Below are 20,342 nucleotides of genomic sequence, written 5' to 3' on the forward strand. Positions count from 1 at the left end.
TACCGTCTCTTGGCCCGCGGGTCACGCCACCGAACCGGCATGTTCACTCTCGCCGCTCCTTACGCCGAGAGGCAGTGCATCGAGGTGGGCAGTGAGGCTGACGGTTTGTTCGGTGATGCCGCGGAAGGTCGGATCGGAAGGGTCTACTTTTTCTTCGTGGAGTCGTGGTTCCAACGAAGCCTCCTCGCCCTCAATTCGGTGGCACTGTTGCGGTTCGTACCGCAATGGCTGTTCGTCCTGGGGCTGAAGGTCCCCGACGAGTTGACCAGTGAGAGAAAGGGCGACTTGGTCGAAGTCGCGCTGAAAGGTCAGGCGATCGCCGGATACCGACTGACGGGTTCTGGAGATTATCGGCTCACGGTTGCCGCCGCCGATGTCTTCGGTAGGGCACTTCTCGACCGCACGCCAGTACACCCAGGTGTGCACTCGCTCGAGAAAATGGTCACATTCACCGAATTACGCACGGAACTCGAACGAGTTGGCTTCAAGTTCGAGTTCGTGCCCGCCAAAAGCTCACCGGTTGAACCGGTCACCCGCAGCTCTGCCGCTGGCGCGGCATCGTGATCGATCTCGTCAATGCCGCCGATCACAGCATCGACGTGGTTGGGAACAAAGCCAGAATGCTCTCGCGGGCGGCGCGACAGGGATTCAACGTGCCAAACGGGATCGTTATACCGCCGGGGACGCCGCCGCAGGGAATCGCGATCGCGCAATTTCTTGGCGCCACTCTTTTCGCGGTCCGTTCATCCGCACCGGACGAGGATGGCTCCGCGTCGTCGATGGCGGGCCAGTTCAGCACAGTACTCGACGTCGAAGGACATGATCTCGATGATGTCGTCGAATCTGTCCGGCGCGGTAGAGAGGATTCGGCCGACGGCGGGGTGATTCCCGTCATCGTCCAACGCATGGTCGATCCGCTGTTCGCCGGTGTGGGCTTCTCTATCGATCCAGTCAGCGGCGACGGAGACGTCACCACCATCGAAGTGGTCGCCGGGCTGGGGGACAGGGTGACGGACGGATCAGCGTCGCCCACGACTGTGCAACGCAGGCTCGGCGTCGACGGGGCGTACGTCACCGAATTTGCCGGTGATGCGCCGCCCCTCGCGGTTACGAAGATGTGCGATCTAGTCGACGACCTAGCCGAGTGGCTCGGTGTTCCCGTCGATGTCGAGTTCGCCAGCGACACGTCGACGATGTGGCTCCTCCAGGTGCGGCCGGTGACCGCTGTCGGGTTCGGCGGTATCGACGGTGTATGGACATCAGCCAATCTTCGGGACTCTCTGACCGACACGGTATCGACGCTGACTGCGACTACTACACTGGAATTGACCTTTCCTGCAGCGGTCAACGCAGCGGTTCGGTCGATCATGAAGAGTGATCGTTCCGATATGCCGCTCGTCACTGCACGGCCAATGTATGCAAAGCCCTACTGGCGCGTCGACCGACTGCGCGCACAGTTGCAGAGACTGCCGGGCCACGATGCCCGTGTCTTCGACACCTCAGTCGGGATCGAGCACGACCCACACGCCGTCGAGTCGAGGCAAGGATGGCTCCGTGCGTTTCGATACCCATCTATCGTGGTCCGCGGCATGTTATACGCAAGGCGGATTCAGCGGGATGCCGAGTCATGTGTCGCTCGCAATGAGAACGTTGACTGGGCCGTGGACCGTCACAGGTACCAGGGTTCGCCGCGGACTCTGAGCCAGCGATTGCGTGAAGCGCTGGCCACACACCATCAAGTGTATCTATTGTCGATGCAGGTTTCGCTTATCGCAGAGCAAGCCCTCGATGCATTGCGGGTCTGTGCAGAGTCCGCTTCCACCGACGGTGCCCCTACCATCCATCCGTCCGAAATGATGTCGGATCTCGGCGTGCTCGCTACCAATCGCGGAGCCACGGCCCTAGCGGATCTCGCGAACCGTCACCGCGCCTCGGCCCGAGTTATCTTGGCTGCAAGCTCGGTGGATGACTTGCCCGCACCGGTGCGCGCAGACCTGGAACAGATCGCCGAACAGTGGGGCTACCTGTCCTTCTGTGATGACGAACTCTCGAACCCACGGTGGGACGAGGACCTGAACGTCCCTTTGGCCCTGCTGCAAGCCAATCTTCGGACTAGGAGCACCAGGACACTTGCGTCGACAGTCGCTTCCCGCCACACCAGTGCTCGGCAAGCATTGCTGAGCGGACCCCTGTACCGCCGACCGCTGCTCGCCCTGATCCTTAGACACGCACGGTCCTGGGCTGTTCTTCGAGAGGCCATGCGGGCATGCGCAGCACGGCACAACTACCTGGTTCGCAAAGTATGTCTCGAACTGGGCGACCAGCTTGTCGACTCGCACCGTCTGACCAAACAGGAAGACGTCTTTTGGCTCACCCGCGACGAGGTACTCCTTGCGTCCACCCTCTCAGACACCGGGGACCTAAGCTTGTACGCGGACAACCGGCGACGACGCGCGTCGACCTTCCGCAACTGGGTGGTCCCGGACACAATCCGGAATGCCGTGGGACAGTCCGAGCAGGGGCCTCAATCCGCCGCAGTCCATTCGAGAACTGAACTGGCTGGAATCGGTTGCTCGTACGGTGTCGCCGAAGGCCCGGCGCGGGTGGTCGACACGCAATCGGATCTTGCCGCTGTGACGGAGAACGACATCCTCGTGGTGCGCACCATCAACCCCGGCTGGGCCGGCGTTTTCGGTTGCGCAAGTGGGTTGGTATCGGAAAGCGGTGGGATGCTGTCGCACGGTTCAATCCTCGCCCGGGAACAAGGATTGCCGGCGGTGGTAGGTGTTCGAGGCGCAACCACACGCATAACTACCGGTGACATCATTCGGATCGATGGAACTACAGGGGAAGTAGTCCGACGATGACTGCAGACAGACAATTCGCGGGTGAACCAACCGACACCCTCGACGTCCTCGAGCGATACCTGTCCCCACCGCGGGCGGCGTTCTACCGCGCGCTGGGTGACGTCCCGACGCCATCAGGCAGTGACGGAGTTTTCATATACCACTCCGACGGCCGTGACCTGCTCGACTGCCGCAGTGCAGGAGGCGTATTCAACCTCGGTCACCGAAACCCAAGAATCCGTGAGCTCGTCACTGACAGTCTCAACTCCGTGGACATCGGTGACTGGCTGTTACCGTCCGTCGACCGCGGCACCGCCGCACGTGCGATCGCCAAAGTACTGCCCGATCCGCTGGAGCTGGTGACCTTCGGGACCAGTGGCGGTGAGGCCGTCGATATGGCTTGCGACCTAGCGCGCCGCCACACTGGGCGCGAGAGAATCGTCGGTACCGATAATGCTTACCACGGTCAGATCGGCACCGCGGAGCTGCTCTCACAAACCGGAGCGACCTCCACTCGTACCGTTTCGCCGCAAATTGGTGTTGTGCCGTTCGGCGATATCGACGCAGCGCTGAACGCGGTAAACGACGACGTGGCAGCCTTCGTCCTCGAACCGATCCAAGCCGCCGCAGGATTGATAATTCCCGCATACGAGTACCTGCAAGCCGTGCGGCGCCGTTGTAACGAAACGGGGACAGTGCTCGTCGTCGACGAAGTGCAGACGGGCCTGGGACGAACCGGATCGATGTGGGCGATCGACATCTTCGGTGTTGTACCGGATGTTCTCGTCGTGGGTAAAGGCCTCTCCGGTGGTGTGTACCCGATCTCGGCCTGCATCTACACTCGAGAAATCGGACGTGCCATTTCCGACACACCATTCTTCCGCCCCAGCAGCTTCAGCGGTTCCGAACTCGGGTGCCGAGTAGCCCGCAGTGTCGTCGAAACTGTGAGCGACGCGAAATTTCTTGCGTCGGTGCGCGAGTGCGGTGGACTCCTAGCCCACGGATTGAACGAGTTGGTGAAACGCCGTCCCACCCTCTTTGCGGCCTCACGTGGCGTAGGACTGATGTGCGCATTGGAATTGGCGAACCCCGACACACGCATGAGTTTCGTACGAAATTGCTGGGCGAAGGGACTGCTCGTATCTCCCGCACCGAACCATGCGCGCGCAGTTCTCATGATGCCGCCGCTGATCATCACCACAGATCAAGTAGACCTTTTGCTGACCAGACTTTCGGAGGCAGCTGCACTAACTCAGGGTTAGCGCAGCGGACCAGCAGACTATCGACGAAACTACAGACAAGCGGACGGGCAGGCTCACAACGTGGACGCCAAAAACTACTTCGATACACGAACGACGTACAACCTAGTGCGAATCGAATACACGGCTGCATTCGCGGTGTGTGTCGCGCTCGCCGTCGCCCACATCGATCGGATCGACTGGATCCCGGCACTACTGCTGTTCTTCTACATCGACGTCATCGGATACGTGCCAGGCGCCATCTACTGTCGGCTTCGACGAACAAACCATCCACCCCGCAGTTTCTACGTCTTGTACAACGTCATGCACAGTGCCATTACGCAGGGAGCCGTGGTCGGTGCGTGGATTGCAGCCTTCGGCGCCCAATGGGCGCTTCTGGCAATTCCAATACACGTATTCGCCGACCGCGGACTATTCGGCAATCAAATGAAGGTGTTCTCCACCCCCTTCGAACCGACACGGATCCAACCGTTCACAGACTTGCTCATCGCGATGAAGGAGCAGCAACAGAAGGAAGCACGACTTACACAGGCCTGGCGTTGACCATGGATTCCGCAATACTCGAGAGCCCGCCTTGGGTCGGTTACGAAGAAGCTTCCTCGAACACCGAAGAGTTGAATTGCTCACCCACCTTCGACCGCGTAGTGATCGGCGCGGGACTTGTGGGCATGGCCACGGCCGTAGAGTTGCTGCGGCGAGAACCTCAGGCGTCAATAGCAATACTGGAAATCCACGCGCCGACTGCTGGCGCGAGCGGGCGTGGGACAGGGCTTGTGGGGCCTCGGATCGGGCCCGCCATCGACGTTCTGGAGCGGCGAGTGGGTAACGCATCGGCTCTGCGCTCGTACCGAGCGTCTGAGCAGGCTGTCGAGTTGACCACAGCGCTGTGCAGCGAATTGGGTGTTCCGTGGAACGAGTCGACCCAGTACGTGGTGGCTCGTACCGCCGCCGAGCAGCGAACATTATTCGCACAAGCATCGACCTACCGGCGCCTCGGAATCGACGTGCGCATGTGCACCCAGAAGCGACTCGCCCACGAAACGTCCGCACCACAATTCGGCGGGCTGGAGTATCAACGGGCCGCGACTGTCGATCCTGCGCTACTGACAGGGGCCCTTGCGCGCCGCGCCAAAGCGCTCGGTGCGCACGTCTACCACAGGACACCCGTTTCTGAGATCGACAACTTCCGTGGTCGGGTTCGAGTACAGACGGGGCAAGGACCGGTCTTCGCTCGATCAGTAGTCGTGGCAACGAACACCCCGACAATCTCGTCGATCGCTCAACGTGTAGGTGCGGTCGTCGGACTCGAAGTCTTCGGTGCGCTGACAGTACAGTCCGAAGATACCGAATTGATTGGAGCAACAGGGCGTGCGTTCGTCGGTGCCGATTCGCTCGCCCCATTCCACCTGACGCGAGCGGATGGCTCGACAATAATTGGCGGTGGGGGTGCGCGATCGAGACCCGCTAAAGGATCGAGAAAAGCATTCGACCTCGCGACGTGGGACTGGCTAGCGCAATGGTGGGAAACTGCTCAGGACGGGCAGGGACAGAAGGCATTCAGCCATCGTTGGTCCGGTCCGATCGCAGTGACGGGTGACGGACTTCCCGTCGTGGGCCCGGTGGCCGGCCTGCCTGATGTGTGGTTCATGGGCGGATGTGGAGGGCACGGGCTTGCCATGGCGGCCTTCAACGCCGCCGTGATAGCGAGCTCGGTCACAAGTTCCGATAGCCATTCCATCGACCTACCGTGGTTACGATCGCGTGCTCCAGGGCCAGCGGCCTCGAGACCAGTCTCCGTGGCTGTCGGTGCGTTGGTGCACGCCAAGACGATGGCGATGAGACGGTCACAGGCCAACGCGGTGAAGAAGACAGGCGAACGACCCATCCGAACGAGGAGAAGCCAGTGAGAATCGAAAGTAGTCTGCGTAATCCCGATGAGCTCAACCACGCGCAGTATGACGGTGGGATGCGTGGTGGACACTACGAAAGCTTCTACCAACGCGCCAACCATCCCACCCGCCCACTGGCATTCTGGATTCGATACACAGTGTTCGTTCCGAAGGGGCGACCAGAATCCGCAATCGGTGAATTGTGGTTCGTGTTCTTCGACGGTGAGTCCGGTGAGCACACTGTGATGAAGGAAGAACTGCCGATCGCTCAATGCGCATTCGCGACAACTTCCTTCGACGTTCGGATCGGTGATGCAGTGTTGTCACCCGGTCGACTGATCGGCGGCGGGTCTTCTGAGGGAATACGCTGCGAGTGGGACCTTTCGTACTCCTCATCCCACGACCCCGTCTTCCTGCAATCGCGCCGGGCCTATTCCCTTCCGTTCCCGAAGGCGAAAAGTCTTATTGCACATCCACTTGCGGTCTTCAGTGGTGTGTTGAACGTCGGTGATCGCGTGGTTCAGGTACAAGACTGGGTTGGGAGCCAGAATCACAACTGGGGTTCAGCGCACACCGACCGGTATGCGTTCGCTCAGGTCGCGGGATTCGACGAGGAGCCGGACAGCTTCCTCGAAATCGCCACGGCACAGGTGAGGGTGGGTCCTCTTCGTACCCCGTGGGCAACGATGATGGTCTTGCGAGCACGCGGTCGCGAGTACGACATGTCATCTCTGATACGAGCGGTCCGCAACGAAGGCAAGTACTCATTCTTCGAATGGGACTTCGTCACCGAGAACGATCAGGCTCGAATCACCGGGCGTATTACTGCTCCACGGGACGCGTTCGTCGGGCTCGTCTATTACAACCCATCCGGTGGTATCAAGCATTGCATCAACACTAAGATCGGTAGTTGTGAACTCGAGGTCAACGACAAGACGGATGGCCACAGCTTTCGTCTTTCCACCTCCCATCGAGCGTTGTTCGAGATTTTGACGGACGAACGCCGTCACGGCGTCGGAATTCGAGCGTGATATCGGAGCAGATGGCGGCCGACGCCGACCCGCCCACGGAGGCGCACGAGTACGTGGTTCGATCGGCTCACCGTCTCGTGTCGGCGTATTCGGAGAATCCAAGTGCCTTCAATGGATTATCCGATCGCAATGACTACTACTTCGGTCGGCACTGCGACGGAGTCGTCGCGTACCGGAATCGCGGTCACTCGGCGGTCATCTTCGGTGGACCGATCTGCGCGCCGGAGGCCCGAGCGGCCCTCCTCGAGGAATTTAGTGCTCACTGTGCAAGCCACCGTCGGCGAATAGTCGCGATACAAGTCGGTGAGCAGGATGCAGATGCATATGCTCAGCTCGGCTTCCGCCTCAACCAGATCGGATCGTCATACGCCGTCGATCTGCGCACATTCGGACTGACTGGAAAGCGGTTCGTCAAGCTGCGCAACAAGATCTCACGTGCTCGACGCGCCGGTGTCGAGGTTCATGAACGGGTATACGACGATGTCGCGCGGGACATAGACCGCATCGACACCAGATGGCTGTGGGCGATGGAACATGGGGGAGACCGTGAACTCGACTTCCTGACCGGTTCCATGGGTGACACACTTCAGGCACATCGACGACTGTTCGTGGCAGAGATGGCGGGTCGCCCCATTGGATACGTGTCCTACTCGCCGAGCTACGGTGCTCGCACGGGATGGCTCCACGATCTGACAAGGCGAGTTCCTACCTCTCCGCCAGGAACGATGGAACTGATCAATGTCACCGCCATGAACACCTTCCACACCGAGGACGTTCGCTGGCTGCACTTTGGGTTTACCCCATTCGTGGACTTGTCTCCAGCGAACGATGTTGAGCGAAGCAGCCCGATCATGAAATGGGCAATTGGCATGATCGCCGAGCACGGTAGCGCGCTGTATCCCGGCCGGAGTCAAGTCGAGTACAAGACCAAGTGGGGAACCGAACCTGCTAGCGCGGAATATATTGCGTTCCGTGGAATGCTATCGCCGTTGGATATGGTCAATGCCCTACGGGTAACGGGCGTGGTATGAACTCGCCCGTCGGAGAAAACCAGTGAGGGTCGCTGTCGTGGGCGCTACCGGCAACTTCGGCCGAGTGATAATTCCACGCCTGCTGGAGAACTCGACCACGACATCCGTTCTAGCCATTGCGCGCCGTCTTTACGTGAGCGATGATCCAAGGGTTTGCAGTGTCGCATTGGACGTGCGCGACCCCGATCTACACGAACACCTGCGCGGTTACGACGCGGTAATCCACCTGGCATTCATCGTCGAAGAGACCCGCGACAAGAGGGTTTCTCACGACATCAATGTGCGCGGAACTATGAACGTCGTCACGGCTGCCGAGAAGGCCGGGGTGCGACACTTAGTTGTGGCATCCAGCGTCAATGCATACGGGTCTGAGATCTCCGACGACTTCGTCACCGAAGACGTCTTCCCCCTCAGTGATCCCGGCCGGTTCTATTTTCACGACAAGTCCCAGATTGAGCACTACATTGAATGGTTCCGAGCAACTGCGGCTTCCCCCATGTCCATTGTGACTCTACGGTGCTCATTCGTCGTCGGTCCAAGCATTTCGAACATCGCGATCGACGCGATGTGCGCGAAATTCGCAGCCATTCCGGAGGCCGATCGGGCTTCGTACCAGTTCCTCAATGAAACCGACTTAGCAGAGGCTTTTGCCCTTGCAGTATCCGACGAGTTGTTGGAGGGGGCATACAACGTCGCGCCGCCCGACCGGACGACCATGCGGACGCTGGCGAGCCTGCACGGGCAAATCTTGGTCTCGCTCCCCATGCGGGTGGCTGTTGCTGCCGCTAATCTCCTCTACCGCCTGCGCCTGGTCAAGTATTCTGGCCATTGGGTCACAGCCGGAGATATCAGTGTCGACTCTTCCCGCTTTTCGGACGCCACCGGATGGAAATCGTCGACATCATCGGATGAAAATGCCAGCATGATGCTGCGGCTGAACGGGCGCACAGTCCGGAGAGTGGTGTAGTCAATGGTCTCGGACCGTCCCTCACCCACTGCTCATGACAGGGCACTCGACCGCTTCTATCTGCAGGGCACGCTACGGTGGTGGGACGAGCCTGGATTCGCAGGTATCCCCTTTCGGTGCGTGCGCTTCGGCTGCCATGCGGTGCAGACGAGGTGCAAGTGACCGCCTCGACTCGCGCCGGGTTCTGGCTCCGACTTCGCGTAGTAGGAGTGCACCGCACTCACCACCGGCACGTACAAAGTTTGGCGTCGCTGTGCGCGAAAACTCTATATGACCACGGCTATCCGATACTTCGACACGAGCCAGGGCAGTGCGGGGTTTACCAGCCCCCCGACGGCGGACGGCCGCCTCGCGGCGTGATAATTTGCCGCGAGGCGATCGAGGCCGTCAACCGAAAACGGTCCGCTGCGATGGGCAGCAGCGCCCACTCATTTCCGCGTTGCGGCGCCGTCCGGCACTGGAGCCACCTCGAAGACTTCGTGAGACGGCACCACGAGGTTCGGGCTTTGGAGACCAAGTGATGCACTTACCGTTCGGCGGCTGACCTTCCAAGAGATGGAGATTCGAGAATGAGTTCGGAATTCGCCACGGTTGCACTTTCGGTTACGTTGGCCATCATCATGTTTGGCCTTGGGCTCTCGCTGACCATTGGCGACTTTTCACGGGTCGTGCGGCATCCACGTGCGGTCGCGATTGCGCTGGGATGCCAGTTGATCCTCCTCCCTGTCATCGCGTTCGGATTGGCTAGGCTCTTCGATCTGTCGCCGATGCTTGCGGTCGGAATGATGCTGCTGGCGGCCTCACCGGGCGGAACGACTGCGAATCTCTTCAGTCACCTGTTTCGGGGTGACGTTGCCCTGAATGTCACTCTAACAGCTGTAAATTCAGTGATTGCGGTGGTGACGTTACCCCTGGTGACCAATTTCGCGCTTGACTATTTCAATCCGCCTGGCGGCGGTTCGTTGGGTCTGCAGTTCTCGAAGGTGGTGCAAATCTTCGCGATTGTCCTGGTGCCGGTCGCCGTCGGTGTTAGTGCTCGCCGAATGTGGCCATCCTTCGCGCGGAGAATGGACCGACCGGTGCGGACCGGTTCAGCGGTTGTCCTTGCGTTGGTTATCGTCGGTACCGTAATCACCGAACGCAATAACATTTCCGGGTATTTGGCCGATATCGGTCTGATTGCGTTGATCTTTAGCGTAAGCAGCCTGGTCGTTGGCTATGCCGTACCACGGGGACTCGGGATCACCGATCGTCAGTCGATAGCCAGCTCGATGGAGATCGGCATCCACAATGGCACTTTGGCCATCACTATTGCAATCAGCGTCCTCGACAGTGTCCAGATGGCGGTGCCCGCCGCCGTGTATGCCGTGGTCACCTTCCCTGTTGCAGCCCTGTTCGGGTGGGTGATTGCTCGCGGCCGAAGTTCAGCCCGGGACGGGGCCGGGAAATCCGTAACCGTGGGTGACCTCGACCTGGCACCGTAGCGCCCTCGGAATACGTGACCGGCTCGAATACGCACGCCGACGCATTACGCCTTCGACGTCAGTCTAGTTCGGTTAGCCGAATGCGCATGTGGATCGATGGTGCACCGTCACGTCCGGGATGTTGCGGACGATGGCAGAGGCTGCTTACGGTCTCCGCGCGTCTCGGTTTCGACCCACTCTGCTGAGTAGCAACCCGATCGACGTGGGCTCGCGCCGCGATGGCCCTCGTGGCCACAACTTAAGTTCCGGGCGCGCAAGGGTACCTTCCGCCTGATGCGGGAACAGACACGCTGGCAGCAGGATCCGTGCTCGGATTCGCGCTTGTGGTCGCCGCCCCGGGTGACGGACAGCCGACCCGGTGCGCTGTGCTGGTGTGCGCGGCCCGCGCGGGCGCGGGTTGGGGGAGACCCCGAGAACAGCGAGCGGGCCACGTTCCTCGTCCGGGAGGGTGTCGGCCCGTCACTTCTTCACCGCCCGATAGAGCCACTGACCGACCTGTTCACCGTCGTGGGTGACATAGTTCGCGGGAACCAGTGCGTTCCCGTGCTCTTCGCGATAGGCGGCGATCTCGGTCAGCATCCGCCGTCGCTTGCTATCGGCCCGGGACACGGCGGGAAGGGGAGTGTTGTCATCGCTCCACACGAATCCGATCGCATCGAGCTGCGCAATGCGTTGCGGTGGCAGGGTTCGAGCATGCGCGCCACACGTTGGCGGTCCTGCCAGCGGCCGAGGTGGAAACCGTCTTCGGTGACATAGTCGGCCGGAATCGCAGTGCCGGGGTGTTCGCGGTGAAAATCGGAGTAGAGCTGCACAGGGAAGGCTGCGGACCGAGTCGCACGCATCGAGATCGCATCCTTCCCGCAGCCGGCGAATGTTGTTCGAAATTGTCATTAGTTCAAGTATGTCCACCAGTTGGACGATGCAGCAAGAAGGTTGACCCCTATTTCGCGGCACCGGTGCGTGCGAACATCGGTCTCGATGAAGGACTCGAACGAGGAATGTTGATCGGGTCGTTGTTGTTCGCCGTGCCGGCAACGACGAATTCACGCAGCAACTCCACCGAAAACGCAGGTCCCAAAGCGTTTCCCGCTGCAGTGATCGTGTCGGTGGCCGCCGGTAGGGTTCCGGCTCGTGACGATCGAACAGGTGAGGTGACGGCCGGGGCCGCAGTGGATGTGGTGCCGGTCGGTGGGTGGGGGATGGCACCGGACCTGAGTGAGGAGGCCGCCGCCCGGATCGCCGGCGCGGTCGCCTCGTCACGGGCGCCGGGCACTCGCCGTTGCCGGCGCACCCGGTCACTATTGCCGCCGACACCGTCGATGGTGAGGGCGAGCGCGCGTATTCGCCGTCCACTCTCAGTCGGTGGGTGTCGGTGATCGGGCACCACCACCGGACCGCCAGCCTGCCGAACCCAGCGGGGGAGGTGCTGGTGTCCTCGGCCCTGTCCGGGATCCGACGGAACTACGCCGCCGCCGGCGCCCGACCCCGGATGCCGCGGGCACCGTTGTTGGCCACGGACATCGTCACCATCGTAGGATCCGCCCGGTAGGCTGTAACCGGCTGGGCGGCCGAGTTCCACGAACGCCGCGACTCGGCCTTACTGTTGATGGGGTTCGCCGGGGCGTTCCGGCGCAGCGACCTCGTCGGCCTCACGTGTGGGAATGTCACCCCGCACCGCCTCGACGGGGTCCACGCGCGCTTGCGCAGGTCGAAAACCGACCACGAAGGCACCGGCACGGTCCGGGCGTTGCCAGTCACCAACTCCCATGCCAGTTGCCCACCGTGCGCATATTTTCGGTGGGCTCAGGTCGTCGCCGCATTCGACGTGGCCAGCCGACGGGGGTGATCCGGTTACTGCGCACCGCACCAACGTCCGAGGCGCATGTATGTCGGGGGGCGCTGCCGCGGATGCGGGCGCGGGCTCCGTTGTTCCGGTCGATCCGCAAGAACGGCGACCTCTCCGAGACCGCACTGCCGGGGGCGGCGGTGCATGCGGCGATCGCCGCCGCGCCCAGGCCGCCGGGTACGACGAGAATGTCGTCGCCCAACTCGGTGGTCACTCCTTGCGGGCGGGGTTCGTCACCCAGGCTTTCCGCAACGGCGGCGACGCGCACGCCATCATGCGCCAGACCTGACAGTCCCATCCAGCGACGGTCGAGATCTACGCCCGGGAGAACGCGCCACTGATCGGCAACGCCGTCACCGACATCGGACTCTGACACTGCGATGAGCCTCAGCACCGAAAGCCCACCGCCGTCGTCGGGTAACAGCCCAGCAGTCGCCCGCCGCTACGCCCACGACTGGACCCTGTTCGCCGACTGGTGCGACGCGTGCGAGCACCGCGCGCTGCCCGCAAACCCGTCGGTGCTGGCAGAGTTCCTCGCCGACCACCCCGCCGCGAATGGCACCCAACGACGGCGGGTCACTGCGATCAACACAGTTCACTCGGAAGTCAGCTTCCGCCGCCGGGGCGAGCCGAGACGATCCGCCAACTCCTCAACACGGCCCGGATGGACCGCATGCAGCGAATCGCGAACCGCCGCGGAGCGAATCCCGCGAATACCGGTAGAAGGGTGGCCGGCTGGGTTGTTCGGCCGCCGCGACGCCCTCATTCTCGCCCTGGTCGCTGCTGGCCTGAATTTCGAGCAGATCGCCAGCCTGCGACACACCCACGTCACCGCGGAGTCCGACGCCCTCGCCATCAGCACGGGTGGCGAATGGATGCGGGTACCTTCGCCGGTCACGGATCGGACGACTCCGGTTGCCGTGATTGACCGGCCAGTCCATTGCGAGCATCGTGCGCGCCCACCTCACCGGATAGGCACCCGCCCTCAGCGTCGGCTAGGTTTCTGACCATGTTTGGCGCCATCGCTATACTCGGAGTTGTCGTTGGCCTGTGTGTGTACGCCTCGGCCTTCCTCATTCGATCGCCGGCGGCCCTCTGTTCAGGGTACGAGTTTCCACCTCGCGTGGAGTTCGGCTGGGTGGGTTCGACGTTCGTTCCTGAGTACCGCAGGACATGGTCACCTTTGGTTAGTGCGACGTGCCGAGTGACTGAGCCGGATGGGTTCCAACTATCGGTGGTCCTGATCGACTGGCAAGCAAATCTCGTCGCTTTGTTCGGTCTCGTGATCGTCGTTGTCTCGATCGTGGTTTGGGTCCGCACACGTTCGACTGACTAGTGACTTCCGCTCGACGATCGGCGAATGGTCTCAACCTGGGACCTCTGTGTCCCGCGGCGGAGTCTTAGTACTGCAACGACAGTTTGTGACTAACGAGACTGTTGTGGTAATTGATCCAGTGTGCAGTCAGAGGTGTTGGAGTGGTCAGCGGGGTTCACCGCGTTTTGTGCGCGGTTCGCCCACCGTTTTTCGCGGGTGGAGTCGCGGCGGCGGATGAGTGCGTACATGCGGGGGCTGCTCGGTGAGGAAAGAACGCAAGAACGGATGGACACTGGCAGAGGCGGCCGGTGATGCGGGCCCGGAGGGCATGCAGCGGCTGCTGAACTTCTACTCCTGGGACTGCGAGGGGCTCCGCGACGACGTGCGTGAGGTCGCGGTCGAGACGATCGGTGACGCGGACAAGGGCGTGTTGATCGTCGACGAGACAGGGTTTTTGAAGAAGGGCACGCGCTCGGCCGGGGTGGCCCGGCAGTATTCCGGCACGGCCGGGCGGATCGAGAACGGCCAGATCGGGGTGTTCCTCGCCTACGCCTCCGACCGGGGTCGGGCGCTGATCGATCGGGAGTTGTATCTACCGAAGGCCTGGACCGAGGACCGCGATCGCCGCCGGGCCGCCGGGATCGACGACGAGGTGGCTTTCGCAACGAAACCCGAACTGGCGCAGACGATGATCGAACGCGCCCTCGACGCCGGAATGCCGTTCGGATGGTTCACCGGCGACGAGGCCTACGGGCAGGTCGGCAAGCTCCGGCTCTGGCTCGAATCCCGCGGTGTGGCCCATGTTCTCGCCGCTGAAGAAGTCGCAGATGGTGATCTCGATGGAGTTGCGCCAGCGCCGAGCCCACGCCGTGATCGCCGACCTGCCGACGACCGCGTGGCAGCGGATCAACTGCGGCGACGGCGCCCACGGCCCCAGGGTCTACGACTGGGCGGTCGTCGACATCCGGCCACTGCGAGAACGCGGTCGCGGGCACTGGCTGCTGGCGCGCCGGTCGATCACCGACCCCGACGAGATTGCCTACTACATCTGCTATGGCCCCGCCGACACCGAACCCGCCGAGTTGGTCCGGGTAGCCGGCAGTCGCTGGGCGATCGAGGAGTGCTTCCAGACCGCCAAGAACGAGACCGGGCTCGACCACTACCAGGTGCGCGGGTACCCGGCCTGGTACCGGCACATCACCTTGTCGATGGCCGCGGCCGCCTTCCTGACGATCCTGCGCCGCGGCGCTCAAAAAGGGGATCTCCAGCCGGTACCCGAGATCTAATACCTCTGACTATCAACGAGATACGGCGATTGTTTGGGCCGCGTCGCCTGTCCGGTGCAACACGCCCTCGTCAACGTCTGGCACTGGTCGAACTGGCGCCGGGCCAGTCAGGCCAGAGCGCGCGCCAGCCACTACAAACGTCGACATCACAAACTGTCGTTGCAGTACTAAGCAAGAACGGAACTGGCAAACCCGATTTCTGTGTGGCTGCGACACTTCCGGAAACCTGCAGGTGAGATCAAGAACTCACTCGGTTGCGGCGCTCCTCGCCGCGATGTTCGACCGGAAGCTCAGGCCTGCGCGGCGAAAGGCTTGCGCAGTGGGTGCACCAGTGCGATGCGGTCACGGCCCAGGCACCGAGATTAAGACCGCGCAGGCGAGAGCCATCCTACGAGCTGGGTCGCAGTTACCATTCGCCAGATCCTACCGATGCCTCCACTAAGTGATCGGAGCCCACGAGATACTCAGGTGCACATCAGTCACACAGGCAACACGAGAACCAACTGCTCGTTGCCGGGTGCACGTCATGGCGTCCGGGCAGGGAAGGCGGGCGCCGAACTCTACGATGACGGGTATGGCGATAACTCCCGACACCAAGAACTGGACCTGGGTTCTCGAACGTACTTGTCCCGATTGCGGGTTCGACTCTGCGAACGTCCGGTACGAGGACATTCCCGATCTCGTGCGCGCGAATGCCACGGCGTGGGTGCCGGTTCTGGAGCGGCCCGAAGTCACGGTGCGGCCGGACGAACAGACGTGGTCGGCGCTCGAGTACGCCGCTCATGTCCGTGACGTGTTTCGAATCTTCGATGTGCGCCTGCAGTCGATGTTGGGCGAGAGGGATCCGCTGTTCCCCAACTGGAACCAGGACGAGACGGCAGTGGCCGAGCGGTACAACGAACAGGATCCTGGGATGGTCGGGAGGGAACTGGTCGAGGCGGCCGACTCCGTGGCAGCTGCCTTCGAAGCGGTCGAGGTCGAGGTCGAGCGACGCGACCGAACCGGGCGGCGCAGTGACGGCGCTTCCTTCACTGTCGAGTCGCTGGCGAAGTACTTCATTCACGATCCAATCCACCACCTCCACGACGTTTCGGGGTAACAGTTTCGGATTCCGGGCCCCGATTCGGTAGAACGTGTTCCAATTCAGCGAGTTTGTGTCTATCGTCACATCAGCAGATGCGCAGACATGAATGAAGGGTTGGGAGTTCCATGAAGACCAAAGGTGCGATCCTGTGGGGCCTGAACGAGCCGTGGTCGGTCGAGGAGATCGAGATCGGCGATCCGGTTGCGGGCGAAGTGCAGATTCGCATGGAGGCCGCGGGAATGTGCCACTCCGACCACCACATCGTCACCGGTTCGATGCCCATGGCGTCCTTCCCCGTGATGGGCGGCCACGAAGGGTCCGGCGTCATCACCAAGCTGGGGCCGGGCGTCAAGGACCTCGAAGTCGGCGACCATGTCGTGCTCTCGTTCGTGCCCGCCTGCGGACGCTGTCCGGCGTGCTCGGCGGGACACCAGAATCTCTGTGACCTCGGAATGGGACTCCTGAGCGGGCTGGCGATCAGCGACGGCACCTTCCGCATCCACGCGCGCGGCGAGAACGTCATCCCGATGTGTCTCCTCGGGACCTTCTCTCCCTACATGGTCGTGCACGAGACGTCGGTCGTGAAGATCGACAAGGACATTCCGTTCGACGTCGCCGCCCTCGTCGGCTGCGGCGTACCCACCGGATGGGGTTCGGCGACGCGGATGGCGGAGGTGAAGCCGGGCGAATCCGTCGTCATCATGGGGGTCGGCGGCGTCGGCATGAGCGCACTGCAGGGTGCGGTGGCGTCCGGGGCGCGTCAGATCTTCGCCATCGACCCAGTGCCGTGGAAGCGGGAACAGGCACTGAAGTTCGGGGCCACCCACGCGTTCGAGAGTGCCGCGGCCGCAATCGAGCCGATCATCGCGCTCACCAACGGACTGATGGCGCAGAAGACGATCATCACAGTCGGAGAGATGCACGGCGAATACGTCGAGGAAGCCCTGTTGCTCACCAGCAAGTTCGGCACGTGCGTCGTCACGGCCATGGGCGCGATGACCGACATGGACGTCAAGCTGAACCTGTTCCTCTTCTCGATGCTGCAGAAGGACCTGAAGGGCACCATCTTCGGCGGCGGAAACGCGCGGGTCGAGATCCCGAACCTGCTGGCCATGTACAAATCAGGGCAACTGAACCTCGACGACATGATCACCCGCACCTACACCCTCGAAGGTGTCAACGACGGGTATCAGGACATGCTCGACGGCAAGAACATTCGCGGCGTCATTCGGTACACCGAAGCCGACTGGTGACGGCTCGCCGCTGCTGACCGCGGGCCGCTCTCGTAGGCTTACCGGGTGCAGAGTCTCGATCAGATTGCCCGATGGCCCGTGGACAACGCTGCGGCGGTGGTCCTGTCGCGCGACGAAGGGGTGATCGGCGAGTACGGCGACCAACAGCGCGTCTTCCCGCTGGCTTCTGTGACCAAACTGCTGTGCGCGTACGCAGTCCTGGTGGCCACCGAGGAGGGGGCAGTCGAACTCGACCAGTCCGCAGGCCCGGAAGGCTCGACCGTGCGTCATCTGCTGGCGCACGCGTCGGGGCTAGCGTTCGACGCGAACCGTGTGCAGACGGCGCCGGAGCGCAAGCGAATCTACTCGAGCGCCGGCTACGAGGTGCTCGCCGACTTCCTCACCGCCGAGACGACGATCGACTTCGCCGACTACGTCGCGGAATCCGTCTTCGTCCCGCTGTCGATGAGTGCATCCGCGCTCGTCGGTCCCGCCGGCCACGGCGCAGAGTCGTCGGCGGGGGACCTCGGACGCTTCGCCGCGGAGTTGATGCGGCCGACGCTGGTGTCTCCGGACACGTTCGAGGCGGCAACATCGGTGCAATTCCCGGGGCTGGACGGCATTCTGCCCGGCTACGGGTCCCAGCGCCCCAACGACTGGGGTCTGGGGTTCGAGCTCCGTTCCCACAAGAGCCCGCACTGGACGGGCCTTCGCAACTCGCCGCAGACCTTCGGGCACTTCGGCCAGTCGGGCACCTTCCTGTGGAACGATCCCGGTGCAGGGTTGGCCTGCGTCGTGCTGACGGATCGTCCGTTCGGCGACTGGGCGAAGCCCCTCTGGACCGAGTTGAGCGACGCGGTGCTGGCCGAGGGCCGGCGATCATGACACACCGAATGTGCGAATCACTGGCGCAACACCGGCAACACAAGGCACACTGGTCAACCGAGCGTGCTGCACGCATCGACTGAGGCCGTTGGGGAAGACGTCCCTCGTCGAAGTAGGAGGCTGGAGTGCGCGCATTGGATCAGTTCGCGGACGCGACGGCTGGAGTTGTCTACATCCACTCGTCGCCCGCCGCGTTGTGCCCCCATATCGAATGGGCGTTGACCGCAACCCTCGACTGCCCACCTAATCTCAAGTGGACCTCGCAGCCGGCTTCCAAAGGGGTACTGCGCGCTACCACCAGTTGGGTCGGTCCCGTCGGCACCGCTTCACGGCTGGTCAATGCGCTACGCGCCTGGCCGATGCTGCGGTTCGAGGTGACCGAGGACGCCAGCGAAGGCGTGGACGGCGAGCGATACAGCCACGTTCCCGGCATGGGTCTATGGCACGGGTCCACCAGCGCCAACGGCGATGTCGTCGTGGGGGAGATGCGCCTGCGGGCTCTGATGCAGGCGGGTGGCGACATCGCCGCCGAACTCGACTACGCGCTGGGCACCGCGTGGGACGAGGCACTCGAGCCCTACCGTAGCGGCGGGGAAGGCGCAGAGGTCACCTGGCTGCGCAGGGAAGTCGGCTGATTCCTCATTGAGTGTGGCGCAGCGCGCCGAGGCGCACCGTGCACTCACGTGAGTCAGCAGAGCACCGGAAAGGCCCCCACCGTGCGGTGGGGGCCTTTCCGGTGTCAGAACATTCGGATCAGAGCGGGATGTTCTTGTGATTACCGCGATGTGTGGGGGCGGCGGCGAGGGCTGCCGTGATGACGCTGCGCGTCTTCGCGGGATCGATCTCCTCATCCACCACGCCGATCGCGACGGCGCGGTCGACACCGCCGGCGATGCTCTCGTGTTCGATGGCCAGACGCTCGTGCAGCGCCTCACGCTCTTCTTCCGGCGCGGCGGCGAGTGCACGCTTGTGCAGGATGCCGACAGCAGCCTTGGCGCCCATCACGGCAACCTCGGCGTCGGGCCAGGCGTACACGGCGGTGGCGCCGAGCGCGCGAGAGTTCATGGCGATGTAGGCGCCACCGTAGATCTTGCGGGTGACGACCGTGACCCGGGGAACGGTGGCCTCGGCGAACGCGTGGAGCAACTTGGCTCCGCGGCGAACCACGCCTTCCCATTCCATGCTGACGCCGGGGAGATAACCGGGGACGTCGACGATCACGACGAGCGGAATACCGAACGCGTTGCACAGCCGCACGAACCGCGCGGACTTCTCAGCACTTTCGGAATTCAGGCAACCGCCGAGGCGAAGCGGATTGTTGGCGATGACGCCGACCGTACGACCGCCGAGACGGCCCAGCCCGGTGACGATGCTGCGCGCATAATTACCCTGCAGCTCTTCGAAACTCGACTCGCCCTCGACGTTGTCGAGAAGTTCGTGGACGATCGGGCGAACGTCGTACGCACGCTTGGCCGACGCCGGCATGAGAGCGCGGAGATCGGTGTCACCGTGCTCGGCGGCGGCCTGATCGAAATCGCCTTGCTCACAGAACATCGACACGAGGCGGCGGGCCCGGTGCAGGGCGTCGGCTTCGTCGTGGGCCGCGATGTGCGCGACACCCGACTTCTTGGTGTGGGTGTCGGGGCCGCCGAGGGACACCATGTCGACCTGCTCGCCGGTGACACTGCGCACCACGTCGGGACCGGTCACGAACACGCGGGCCTCGGGCGCCATGATGACGACGTCGGTGAGGGCGGGACCGTACGCGGCGCCGCCGGCGGCGAAACCGAGGACGACGGAAATTTGAGGGATGCGACCGGACGCGCGGACCATGGCCTCGAAGACCAGTCCGACGGCGTGCAGTGCCTCCACGCCTTCGGCGAGACGAGCACCACCCGAATGCCAGAGCCCGACGATGGGGGCATCTTCTTCGAGGGCGGTGTCGATGGCCGCGACGATGTGCTTACAACCCTCGACCCCCATGGCGCCGCCCATGACGGTGGCATCGGAGCAGTAAGCGATAGTGCGGACACCGTCGATGTTGCCGACCGCAGCCAGCACACCGGACTTGTCACGCGGGTGCAAGGGGACGACCGTCCCGGCATCGAACAGCTTTTCCAGACGCGCAAGGGGGTCGCGTGGATCGACTGACGCATCGGACTTCGTTGCGGGTGCCAAGATTGTCAT

Annotated in this window: 14 protein-coding genes and 4 pseudogenes; 16 read left to right on the plus strand and 2 right to left on the minus strand. The window is 62.7% G+C overall.

The features are described 5' to 3' along the window. Positions 1-39 precede the first annotated feature (39 nt). From NOF53_RS07065 to NOF53_RS07100, 9 genes and pseudogenes are all read left to right on the plus strand, one after another. A complete protein-coding gene (locus tag NOF53_RS07065) occupies positions 40-564 on the plus strand; it encodes a hypothetical protein (protein ID WP_255966756.1) in 525 nt (174 codons plus the stop codon). Between the two features lie 89 nt (positions 565-653). After that, positions 654-2,867 (plus strand): PEP/pyruvate-binding domain-containing protein, encoded by a 2,214-nt coding sequence (locus NOF53_RS07070; protein WP_255966757.1) that lies wholly within the window; start codon positions 654-656, stop codon positions 2,865-2,867. Further along, complete coding sequence (locus NOF53_RS07075; protein WP_255966758.1) at positions 2,864-4,108, plus strand: class-III pyridoxal-phosphate-dependent aminotransferase; 1,245 nt, start codon at positions 2,864-2,866, stop codon at positions 4,106-4,108. The genes NOF53_RS07070 and NOF53_RS07075 overlap by 4 nt, the downstream gene beginning before the upstream one ends. Before the next feature lie 60 nt (positions 4,109-4,168). Next, positions 4,169-4,648: a hypothetical protein gene (locus NOF53_RS07080; protein ID WP_255966759.1), complete on the plus strand. Its 480-nt coding sequence runs from the start codon at positions 4,169-4,171 to the stop codon at positions 4,646-4,648. A gap of 2 nt (positions 4,649-4,650) precedes the next feature. After that, positions 4,651-6,012: an NAD(P)/FAD-dependent oxidoreductase gene (locus NOF53_RS27915; protein WP_374212580.1), complete on the plus strand. Its 1,362-nt coding sequence runs from the start codon at positions 4,651-4,653 to the stop codon at positions 6,010-6,012. A 140-nt stretch (positions 6,013-6,152) separates the two neighbouring features. Next, positions 6,153-7,025 carry a tocopherol cyclase family protein gene (locus NOF53_RS07085; RefSeq protein WP_255966761.1) on the plus strand — a complete coding sequence of 291 codons (873 nt, stop codon included), beginning with the start codon at positions 6,153-6,155 and terminating at the stop codon, positions 7,023-7,025. 11 nt (positions 7,026-7,036) lie between these two features. Further along, positions 7,037-8,056, plus strand: a complete 1,020-nt coding sequence (locus NOF53_RS07090) for a bifunctional lysylphosphatidylglycerol flippase/synthetase MprF (protein WP_255966763.1) — start codon at positions 7,037-7,039, stop codon at positions 8,054-8,056. 37 nt (positions 8,057-8,093) lie between these two features. Beyond that, positions 8,094-9,023: an NAD-dependent epimerase/dehydratase family protein gene (locus NOF53_RS07095; RefSeq protein ID WP_255966765.1), complete on the plus strand. Its 930-nt coding sequence runs from the start codon at positions 8,094-8,096 to the stop codon at positions 9,021-9,023. Positions 9,024-9,580: 557 nt separating this feature from the next. Beyond that, positions 9,581-10,507: pseudogene (locus NOF53_RS07100) on the plus strand (bile acid:sodium symporter family protein); the annotation flags it as partial. A 354-nt stretch (positions 10,508-10,861) separates the two neighbouring features. On the opposite strand, the pseudogene NOF53_RS07105 reads toward NOF53_RS07100, so the two are convergent. Beyond that, positions 10,862-11,349 (minus strand): annotated as a pseudogene (locus NOF53_RS07105) (helicase associated domain-containing protein); the annotation flags it as partial. A 357-nt stretch (positions 11,350-11,706) separates the two neighbouring features. Here NOF53_RS07105 and NOF53_RS07110 point away from each other — a divergent pair. From NOF53_RS07110 to NOF53_RS07140, 7 genes and pseudogenes are all read left to right on the plus strand, one after another. Further along, positions 11,707-12,726 (plus strand): annotated as a pseudogene (locus NOF53_RS07110) (site-specific integrase). Positions 12,727-12,733: 7 nt separating this feature from the next. Next, positions 12,734-13,360: a site-specific integrase gene (locus NOF53_RS07115; RefSeq protein ID WP_255966767.1), complete on the plus strand. Its 627-nt coding sequence runs from the start codon at positions 12,734-12,736 to the stop codon at positions 13,358-13,360. Positions 13,361-13,809: 449 nt separating this feature from the next. Further along, positions 13,810-14,954, plus strand: a pseudogene (locus tag NOF53_RS07120) (IS701 family transposase). A gap of 574 nt (positions 14,955-15,528) precedes the next feature. Beyond that, positions 15,529-16,053 carry a DinB family protein gene (locus NOF53_RS07125; protein ID WP_255966769.1) on the plus strand — a complete coding sequence of 175 codons (525 nt, stop codon included), beginning with the start codon at positions 15,529-15,531 and terminating at the stop codon, positions 16,051-16,053. A gap of 110 nt (positions 16,054-16,163) precedes the next feature. Then, positions 16,164-17,291 carry an NDMA-dependent alcohol dehydrogenase gene (locus NOF53_RS07130; protein ID WP_255966771.1) on the plus strand — a complete coding sequence of 376 codons (1,128 nt, stop codon included), beginning with the start codon at positions 16,164-16,166 and terminating at the stop codon, positions 17,289-17,291. A gap of 45 nt (positions 17,292-17,336) precedes the next feature. Further along, positions 17,337-18,155 (plus strand): serine hydrolase domain-containing protein, encoded by an 819-nt coding sequence (locus NOF53_RS07135; RefSeq protein ID WP_255966773.1) that lies wholly within the window; start codon positions 17,337-17,339, stop codon positions 18,153-18,155. 125 nt (positions 18,156-18,280) lie between these two features. After that, the gene (locus NOF53_RS07140; protein ID WP_255966775.1) at positions 18,281-18,790 is read left to right on the plus strand and encodes a DUF3145 domain-containing protein; all 510 of its coding nucleotides are present in this window, start codon (positions 18,281-18,283) and stop codon (positions 18,788-18,790) included. A 118-nt stretch (positions 18,791-18,908) separates the two neighbouring features. On the opposite strand, the gene NOF53_RS07145 is transcribed toward NOF53_RS07140, so the two are convergent. After that, positions 18,909-20,342, minus strand: a complete 1,434-nt coding sequence (locus tag NOF53_RS07145; RefSeq protein ID WP_255966776.1) for an acyl-CoA carboxylase subunit beta — start codon at positions 20,340-20,342, stop codon at positions 18,909-18,911.

The organism is Rhodococcus tibetensis (assembly GCF_024438035.1).
In the GTDB taxonomy this organism is placed as follows: domain Bacteria; phylum Actinomycetota; class Actinomycetes; order Mycobacteriales; family Mycobacteriaceae; genus Rhodococcus_F; species Rhodococcus_F tibetensis.

Bases quoted from the DNA above. Each gene is read 5' to 3' on its own strand.
- NOF53_RS07065 (WP_255966756.1), top strand. From the start codon at position 40: ATGTTCACTCTCGCCGCTCCTTACGCCGAGAGGCAGTGCATCGAGGTG.
- NOF53_RS07075 (WP_255966758.1), top strand. From the start codon at position 2,864: ATGACTGCAGACAGACAATTCGCGGGTGAACCAACCGACACCCTCGAC.
- NOF53_RS27915 (WP_374212580.1), top strand. From the start codon at position 4,651: ATGGATTCCGCAATACTCGAGAGCCCGCCTTGGGTCGGTTACGAAGAA.
- NOF53_RS07090 (WP_255966763.1), top strand. From the start codon at position 7,037: ATGGCGGCCGACGCCGACCCGCCCACGGAGGCGCACGAGTACGTGGTT.
- NOF53_RS07115 (WP_255966767.1), top strand. From the start codon at position 12,734: ATGAGCCTCAGCACCGAAAGCCCACCGCCGTCGTCGGGTAACAGCCCA.
- NOF53_RS07125 (WP_255966769.1), top strand. From the start codon at position 15,529: ATGGCGATAACTCCCGACACCAAGAACTGGACCTGGGTTCTCGAACGT.
- NOF53_RS07130 (WP_255966771.1), top strand. From the start codon at position 16,164: ATGAAGACCAAAGGTGCGATCCTGTGGGGCCTGAACGAGCCGTGGTCG.
- NOF53_RS07145 (WP_255966776.1), bottom strand. From the start codon at position 20,342: ATGACAATCTTGGCACCCGCAACGAAGTCCGATGCGTCAGTCGATCCA.